Source organism: Nocardioides sp. (assembly GCF_024509035.1).
In the GTDB taxonomy this organism is placed as follows: Bacteria; Actinomycetota; Actinomycetes; order Propionibacteriales; family Nocardioidaceae; genus Nocardioides.
The window spans coordinates 1-1,728 of record NZ_JANINT010000385.1 but is presented as its reverse complement, the minus strand read 5'-3'; the positions used below and the strand labels follow the sequence as shown (position 1 = coordinate 1,728).

Below are 1,728 nucleotides of genomic sequence, written 5' to 3'. Positions count from 1 at the left end.
CCTGGGTTCAAGGGGTGTTCGCAACACGTGACCCTTGGAGGGGTTCATGCGTGTTGGTCGTCCTCGGATGCCGCGGTCGTTGGAGCGGGCGTTTTGGGAGCAGGTGCCACGGACGAAGTCGTGGCAAGCAGCGGGGGCTGCGGTCGGCGTGTCGGGTTTCGTTGCGCAGCAGTGGGCGGCTGAGTCTGGCGGGGTGAGACCTGTCTTGACAGCCGGGACCGGTGCCCGGCTCACCTTTGCCGAGCGCGAGCAGATCGCGGTGCTGCGCGCGGGCGGCATGACGGCCGCCCAGATCGCCCGGGAGCTGGGCCGGCACCGGTCCACGATCGGTCGTGAGCTCAAGCGGACTCCGCGTGGGCCGAACAACTGGCGTCGGCCCGAGTACCTGGCGTCGACCGCGCAGGCGGATGCGGACCAGAAGGCCAGACGTCCGAAGGAAGCCAAGCTGGCGGTGAACCTGCGGTTGCGTCGCGAGGTGCAAGATCGGCTGGTGGACGATCACAGCCCCGAGCAGATCTCGCGGCGGCTGCGCCAGGAGTTCCCCGACGATCCGGAGATGTGGGTGTCGCACGAGACGATCTACCAGTCGCTGTACGTCCAGTCCCGCGGCGGGCTCAAACGCGAGCTGACCGCACACCTGCGCACCGGTCGCACGGTACGCAAGCCCCAGCGTCAGGCCGATCAGCGGCGTGCGCGGTTCGCGGGGATGGTGATGATCAGCGAACGCCCGCCCGAGGTCGCCGACCGTGCCGTTCCCGGCCACTGGGAGGGCGACCTGATCTTGGGGTCGACCGAGTCCGGGTCCGCGGTCGGCACCCTGGTCGAGCGGATGACCCGGTTCACCATGTTGCTGCACCTGCCAGGTGGGCACACCGCCGACATCGTCGCGGAGGCGATGGTGGCGAAGATGGCCACCCTGCCCGAGCAGCTGCGGCTGTCGCTGACCTGGGACCAGGGCAGCGAGATGGCCAACCACGCCGCGATCGCCGACGCCACAGGGCTGTCGATCTACTTCTGCGACCCGCACTCGCCGTGGCAGCGCGGCACCAACGAGAACACCAACGGCCTGCTGCGCCAATACCTCCCCAAGGGCGAGGACCTGTCGTTCTACGGCCCCGGACTCCTCGACAACATCGCCGCCCAGCTCAACAGGCGCCCCCGCAAGACCCTCAACTGGAGAACCCCCGCCGAAGCCCTCGACGCACTACTGTCCGGACAGTCAGGTCCACCCGATGTTGCGACCACCGCCTGAATCCGCCCGGCCGACAAGTACAGGTTTCCCCGGTCGACCGGGGAAACCGCCGCCGCCGTCGCTCAGCCCAGCGCGGCGGGGAGGGTGGCGGTCCAGGCCTCGCGGAGCTCGGCGAGCGGGATCTCGAACTGGCCGTCGACGGCGAGGGTGTCGCCGCCGGTGACGCCGAGGGGGGTGATCGCGACGCCGTGCTCGGCGGCCAGCTCGACCAGCCGCTCCGCGTCGCCGTCGGCGACCGTGACGAGCACCCGCGCCGCGGACTCGCTGAACAGCCCGACGAACGCGTCGCAGGGCACCGCGACCGAGACGCCGACGCCGTGCCGCAGCGAGCACTCGGCCAGCGCCTGCGCCAGGCCACCGTCCGAGAGGTCGTGGGCGGAGGTCAGCAGCCCGACGCCCGACACGAGGAGCCGCGCGAGCGTCGCCTCGGCCTCGAGGTCCACCGCGGGCGGGCGCCCGCCGAGGTGGCCGTGCAC

2 protein-coding genes are annotated in these 1,728 nt (G+C 70.9%); one reads left to right on the top strand and one right to left on the bottom strand.

Annotated elements, in window-relative coordinates; all coding sequences use genetic code 11:
• Positions 1 to 46 precede the first annotated feature (46 nt).
• Complete coding sequence (locus tag Q0L15_RS21935; RefSeq protein ID WP_296606948.1) at positions 47 to 1,252, top strand: IS30 family transposase; 1,206 nt, start codon at positions 47 to 49, stop codon at positions 1,250 to 1,252.
• 62 nt (positions 1,253 to 1,314) lie between these two features.
• On the opposite strand, the gene Q0L15_RS21930 is transcribed toward Q0L15_RS21935, so the two are convergent.
• A partial coding sequence (locus Q0L15_RS21930; protein ID WP_296606947.1) for an AIR synthase-related protein occupies positions 1,315 to 1,728 on the bottom strand: 414 nt, incomplete at its 5' end.